Annotated in this window: 4 protein-coding genes and 1 pseudogene; 1 reads left to right on the forward strand and 4 read right to left on the reverse strand. The window is 61.9% G+C overall.

Annotated elements, in window-relative coordinates; all coding sequences use genetic code 11:
• The 4 genes and pseudogenes from QZT71_RS11575 to QZT71_RS11590 form a co-directional block, all read right to left on the reverse strand.
• A pseudogene (locus tag QZT71_RS11575) lies at window positions 1-1,109 on the reverse strand (DUF1080 domain-containing protein); the annotation flags it as partial.
• 10 nt (window positions 1,110-1,119) lie between these two features.
• Window positions 1,120-2,400, reverse strand: coding sequence for a Gfo/Idh/MocA family oxidoreductase (locus tag QZT71_RS11580; protein ID WP_295916360.1), 1,281 nt, complete (start codon window positions 2,398-2,400; stop codon window positions 1,120-1,122).
• 22 nt (window positions 2,401-2,422) lie between these two features.
• Window positions 2,423-3,730, reverse strand: coding sequence for a DUF1080 domain-containing protein (locus QZT71_RS11585; protein ID WP_295916362.1), 1,308 nt, complete (start codon window positions 3,728-3,730; stop codon window positions 2,423-2,425).
• 172 nt (window positions 3,731-3,902) lie between these two features.
• Window positions 3,903-5,564: a DUF6377 domain-containing protein gene (locus QZT71_RS11590; RefSeq protein ID WP_295916366.1), complete on the reverse strand. Its 1,662-nt coding sequence runs from the start codon at window positions 5,562-5,564 to the stop codon at window positions 3,903-3,905.
• A 215-nt stretch (window positions 5,565-5,779) separates the two neighbouring features.
• Between QZT71_RS11590 and QZT71_RS11595 the strand changes: the two genes are divergently transcribed.
• The coding region (locus tag QZT71_RS11595) for a carbohydrate kinase (RefSeq protein WP_295916368.1) at window positions 5,780-6,593 on the forward strand (814 nt) is incomplete at its 3' end.

Genomic DNA, 6,593 nt, shown 5'->3' on the forward strand with positions numbered 1-6,593 from the left:
GCCGTGATTGCATCGCTCTGCGACACGGCGCCGCGCTCACCCAGCCAAGCGATAACGGCGGCCTGCGCCCCGGCATCGTAGCGGGGCATGCCGGCGGCAAGCTGTGCGAACAGGTTGTCGCTGCCCTTGCCCAGCGACTGGAGGGCGGCGTAGCGGTACTCCGCCGGGCCGTCCTTGACGGCTTTCAGCACGTAGGGCATCGTCTTTTCAGCGCCGAGCGCATCGACGAGAATCCCCAGTGCGGCGCCCCGGACATACGTAAGGTCGCATTTGAGCAGCCCTTTGGCGGCTTTCACGGCCTGTGCATCGCCTGCGGCGGCAAGTCTTGCCAGCAGGCGCAGGTAAGCGTCCGTGGCACCGGTTCTGTCACAGCCGTAGCCGATGCCGGCCGCAGCAGCGGCCAGCGGCTTGATCGACGCACGCGAACCGCAGACAGCCAATGCATTATACACCTGTTCGGCCGTCGCCGCATCGGCGCCGACGAGCCACTGCGCGAGCAGCGGTTCGGCTTCAGTCATCCGTTTCTCGGCAAAAGCATAGGCCAGTGCGCGTTTCCGTTCCGGGGCGAGGCCCTCCCTGCGGGCCTGCGCGAGCAGTATCTGCTCGGTGCCGGGAGTCGAAATCAGCGCCCGGAGGGCGTAATCGGAGAGGTAAGAATCGTCCAGGTAGCGTACGAACGCTTCGGCATCGGCGGCCGTCGAGCAAAACTGCAGCTGCGAGAAAAGGAAAGCCCGGTTGGCATTGTCCGTACAACGGTCGAGCGCCGTGAGCAGCCCCTTGCGCACTTCGGGACGCAGCGCTTCGTGCGCCGGGTCGGTCACATAGGCTGCAATGCCGTTCAAGGCGTATTCGAACGTGGCGTTCTTGCCCTTGTCGGCGGGAACGAGCATGGCGGCAATCATTTCGACGCCCTGGCTCCCGGTGGCGGCGAGTTCGCCCATAACCTGATTGAAAACGGTTCCGTCGGGAGCCGGAAGCTGTGCGAGGCCGTCGGAAACGATGGTTTCCATGGTGCGCTGGCGCGCGTCGAGCTGTTGGGCGGCAGCTCCTGCGGGCAGCAGGGCGGCCATAGCGCCCAATAGGATGAGTCGTGTGATTATCTTTTTCATAACACAGGTGCTAAATATGCCACGGGCCGCGCATCGGCTGGTCGACCAGTCGGTTGGCGGCATCGTCGCCGATGAAAAGTTGCTTGTCGGGATCGAAATGCAGGGTGCGGTTCAGCCGCAGGGCGCAGGCGCCCAGGTTGACGAGCGTCGAGCTGCGGTGACCGATCTGCTCGTCGAGCGCGAATTTGCGCCGCGTGCGCACGCATTCCAAGAAATCGGTGTTCTGCGGAGCCGGGTCGGGCATTTCGGCCAGTTTCTCCATGACGTCGGGAATCGTGCAGCGGAAGCCCTTGTAGACCTTGCCCAGCGGGCCCTCGATATAGGGCGTATCGCCCTTGCTCTCGAAGCCCTCGCCCTCGAGGACAATCTGGCAGCCGTCGTCGTACGTATAGACGATTTTGTGCCAGATACCCACGGCGTCGGGGTGCTGCTCGGGTGCGTCGACCTCGATCTTCACGGGCGAGGTTTCGTCCTTGCCCAGCAGGTACTGGACGGGATCCATGTAGTGCTGGCCCATGTCCGTCAGGCCGCCGCCGTCGTAATCCCAGTAACCGCGGAAAGTCTGGTGCACGCGGTGCTGGTTGTAGGGTTTCCAGGGAGCCGGGCCGAGCCACATGTCGTAATCCAGTTCCGAGGGAACGGGCTGCGGCGCGAGGTTCTCCCTGCCCACCCAGAAGAACTTCCAGGTGAAGCCGGTCGTGCCGGAGATGGTCACCTTGAGCGGCCAACCGAGCAGTCCGCTGTCGATCAGTTTCTTGAGCGGCTCGACCGTGGTGCCCAGCCCGTAGAACGTATCCTTGAAGCGGAACCACGTATTCAGGCGGAAAATCCGGTTGTTGCGTTTCACGGCTTCGACCAGGCGCTTGCCCTCGCCGATGGTGCGCGTCATGGGTTTCTCGCACCAGATGTCCTTGCCGGCCTTGGCGGCCTCGACGGCCATGATGCCGTGCCAGTGAGGCGGCGTGGCGATATGCACGATGTCGATATTGGGGTCGGCGATCAAATCGCGGAAATCGTGGTACGTTTGCAGGGTTTCGTTGAATTTCTTCCTACCCAGCGCGACCGCGCTTTCGAGGTGCTTGCGGTCGACGTCGCAGACGGCCACCAGGCGGCACTCCTTGCCGCTGGTAAAGTGGTAACTGCTCTTGCCGATGCCGCCGACGCCGATGATGCCCTTGGTAAGCTGGTCGCTCGGCGCCACGAATTTCGGGCCTCCGAGCACGTGGCGCGGGACGACGGTCAGTACCGCCATGCCGCTTAAGGTTTTCAGGAAATTTCTGCGGGTACTCATATGCTTTTCAGGTTAGTGTTGGTTACAAGGTTGTCAGGCGGAGGTTGCGCCAGAGGACTTTAATCCCGCCGCCGTCGTGAATCTGGAGCGCGATGCGGCCCTGGGCGGCGCCGATCTTCGCATCGGTGATGTCGACCATCTGCTCGCCGTTGAGCCACGTCCGGACGCGGTCGCCCTGCACCTTCAGGCGCAGCGTGTTCCACTGTCCCTCCTTGAGGATATTCTCCTTTTCATCGGGAATCTGCACCAGCCAGCCGCGGCCGTAGGACTCGTAGATGCCCGCCGTGTCGAACCCTTTGGGGGCCACTTCGCACTGCCAGCCGTGCACCTTCACGGGCGGCTCGACGAACGAGCGGAAGAAGACGCCCGAGTTGCCGTTGGCGAGCTGCTTGAATTCGAGCGTCAGGTCGAAATCATTATAATATTCGCGCGTGGCGAGGTAGCCGTACTGCTTGTCGGGGCCGCTCTCGCAAACCAGGTTGCCGTCCTTGTCGACATACCACTTCTCCGTTCCGTAGGCCTCCCAGCCCGTCAAATCCTTGCCGTTGAACAGCTCGACCTCGCGGCCGGCCTTGCGGGGCAGCTCCTTGATTTTCAGGTTGCGGAACGAGGCGGGCGAGCCGTGATCCTGCAGGCAGATAACTCCGCGGTCGGCCAGTCCGTACTCGGGGGCCATTTCCCATTTGCCGCTGTGCTTGCGGGCGAACCAGTCGTCCGTCCACGCCTCGAATTCGAGGATCTTGTGGCCGTTGAGCCAATGCTCGACATGGCCGTTGTCGAAGACGATGCGCGAATTGTTCCACTCGCCCTGCGGATTGACGAAAAGCGAGTCGGGGTCGGGCAGGTGCATGGCGTAGTCCACGCCCAGTTTCTGCCACTGCTCGAGTTTGGCCGGGGCATTGACTTTCTCCCAGCCCTCGTTGTCGATAAGCTGGTATTCGGGGCCCGTCACGTAGGGAACCTTGAAATAGGGATTCTCGACGACGTGGTAGAGCATGCCGCTGTTGCCGCCGTAGGAGAGTTTCCAGTCCCAGTCGAGGATGAAGTTGTCGTACTGTTTCTTGGTGACGATGTAGCCCGCCAGGTCGCTGCCGTCGCCCCGGGCCTGGATGCAGCCGTCGACGACATGCCACGGCATGGTCAGCGAATCGCCGTTGTAGTCTTTCCACTGGTCGAGGCTCTTGCCGTCGAAGAGCAGCTCCCAGCCGTCGGCGATTTCCGCCTCGGTAAGTACGTTGTGCTGCGGCGCACACGAAACGGCCGCCGAAGCCAGCAGCCCCAGACCGCAGGTCAGGGCGAGCTTTCTGCGCAAATAAGTTGTAGTCAGCATAAGTATGATTGGTTTAGTTTGGCATCCTTCCGGATAATGACAAAAATACCTCTTTTTTACGGATTTTCCGCGCGTACGACGAACTATATAGAGCCATATAAATCTATATGAATCTGACAATCAACGCTCTGCAAACAAACTCCCTTCCCGGATTATATAGACCCGCCGAAGGCTACAAACCGATGCGGGACACCTGCTGTTCGAAATCGTCGCGGTCGAGGGCGGCGTTGCGCAGTTTGGTGCGGTACGTATAGACCGTGGCGGAGGCGCAGTTGAGCAGCGAGGCGATGTGGCCGCTGTCGGTGATGCCAAGCCGGATGGCGGCCAGGATACGCAGCTCGGTCGTGAGCGAGGCGTCGGTGCGCGGCGAGAAGCGGGACTCGGGCTGCAGCAGGGCGTTGACCTGCTCGATGAACTGCGGGAAAATATCGAGGAACGAGGAGTCGAACGACTGGTAGAATTTCGCATATTCCCCGCTGGCCGCCTGCGAAGTATTGAGCCACCGCACCAGCTCGTCCACGCCCTTGGTACGGGCGACACGGCACACCTCGCGGCGGAAAGCCTCGATTTGTTTGATGTAGTGCACCGAAAGGTCGATGTAATGACAGACATAGCGGTCTTTAATCCGGTTGGAGTCGACCAGTGCCGTGTTGATTTCGCGGATATGCCCGTTTTTGGCCTGCAGTTCGTCGTTCTTCTCCCGGAGCTGGTCGCTCATGTAGAGCAGCTGGCGGTGGTTGCCGCGCAGGCGGCGGTGCTGCCACAGCACGTACCAGAGGATAACGGCGAGGACGACCAGGAATATCCCGGCCAGCCAGATCGTCGTGCTCATCATGGCCTGCCGCTGGGCGATGTTCGAGGAGATCGCCTCGCTGATTTTGACGGTCGCCGAAGAGGAAACCGGAATGCGCACCATCGAGCGGCAGTGCATCGCGTCGTCGGAACTGCATCCCATGTAAGCCGCCGCACGGTCGTAGTCCTTGCGGTCGAACAGCGCGAGTGCGAGGTCGTAGAGCGAAGAGTAGGAACGGGTGCCGGCCTGCAGGTCGGCAATGGAGGATTCGGCCAGGTAATAGAGCCCCTTGTCTTCGTCGCCCTGTCTGCGGGCAATGCCCGCCAGGCCGTAATAGAGAAGCGCACGGTCGGGATTGCTCAAAACCCGCGCCGTAAAAGGCTCCAGCAGGCGGATGGCCTCCTCGTAACGCCCCTCGTCGCGGAGGGCGGAAGCTTTCATCCGGGCACGGGTCAGTTCCGACTGTCCGGGAACAGCCAGGCAGCGGACATGCACGACCGTATCGCCCCATGCCCGCTTACGGAGGGAATCCTCGGTTTCGGCATAGCGGCGGTTGGCCACCGACGAATAACGCGAATGCCACGCATCGTATTCCCACGGGGCCATGCCGGCGGTGTCGATTCGCCGGAAAAGTTCTTCGGCCAGGCCGAGCTGGCCGCGCCCCAGCCAGACGTCGATGTCGGCCAGCAGGGCGATGCGGTGGATGCGCTGCGAACCGGCCTTATCGGCCAGTCCGTAAAGCAGATTGACGTAATAAGCCGCCGAATCGAGGTTATAGGTGACGTAAATCTGCGACACGTCGAACAGCTTCCGGGCACGGCGGAAGGAGTCGGGCTCGGTGCCCTCTCCCTCGCGCAGTTTGTCGGCCTGCTCCTGCCGCCACTGCTGGTAGCGCTCCTTGCGCAGCAGTTCGGCATCGAGGCGTTCCAGCGCCGCTCCGGTCTGGAGCGAATATTCCGGGCGCTGCGTACATCCGGCAAAGAGGATGCACGCAAAAACGACACACAGGAAGCGGGAACGGGGATGGAAAATTCGAAGCATCGTCGGCAGTTTGAGTTCTGACAAAATTAAGATAAAATGCCACTCCATACAAATTTCCGGGGACAATTCGTTTCCGAAACGGCCGAAAAACCCTTGACGGCGCCGCCGGGAAACGGGAAAGGGATGCGCCGGGGCGCACCGGGCGAATAAAAATCGGCCCCGGGCCGGGAAATATCGGACAAAACCGCTATCTTCGCTGTAAATCGCACAACATGATGGATACCGGAACCAATTCAGACAGGAGGTGGATCGTCGGCATCGGCGAGGCACTCTGGGACGTACTGCCCGAGGGGCGGAAAATCGGGGGAGCACCGGCGAATTTCGCCTACCACGTATCGCAGTTCGGATTCCCGGGCTGCGCCGTCAGCGCCGTGGGCGACGACGAACCCGGACACGAGCTCCGCAGGCAGCTCGCCGCAAACGGCGTGCAACACATATTGGAAGAGGTGCCGTTCCCGACAGGCACGGTGCAGGTGACGCTCGACGCGGCGGGGAAACCCGCATACGAAATACGCAGGGAGGTGGCATGGGACAACATTCCGTTCACGGCGGAGCTGGAGGCACTGGCCCGGCAGACCCGCGCCGTGTGCTTCGGCTCGCTGGCGCAGCGCAGTCCCGTATCGCGGCAGACCATCGCCCGTTTCCTGGAGACAATGCCCGGCGGCCAGGGACAATACAGGATATTCGACATCAACCTGCGGCAGCGGTTCTACACCCGCGATATCGTCGACGACTCGCTGCGCAGGTGCAATATCCTGAAAATTAACGACGAGGAGCTGGAGATCGTGGGCGCCATGTTCGGACTGGAAGCAGCAACACCCGAGGAGCGGTGCCGGGCCCTGCTGGAAAAGTATGGACTCCGGGTGCTCATCTTAACCTGCGGGGCCGACGGCAGCCATGTCTTCACCCCCGGCGGCATGTCGTACGTGGCGACGCCGCGCGTCGAGGTGGCAGACACGGTCGGGGCGGGCGACTCGTTCACCGCCGCGTTCCTCTCCGCACTGCTGGCGGGATGCGGCACCGGGGAGG

The sequence above is a fragment of the uncultured Alistipes sp. genome (assembly GCF_902388705.1).
Classification (GTDB): domain Bacteria; phylum Bacteroidota; class Bacteroidia; order Bacteroidales; family Rikenellaceae; genus Alistipes.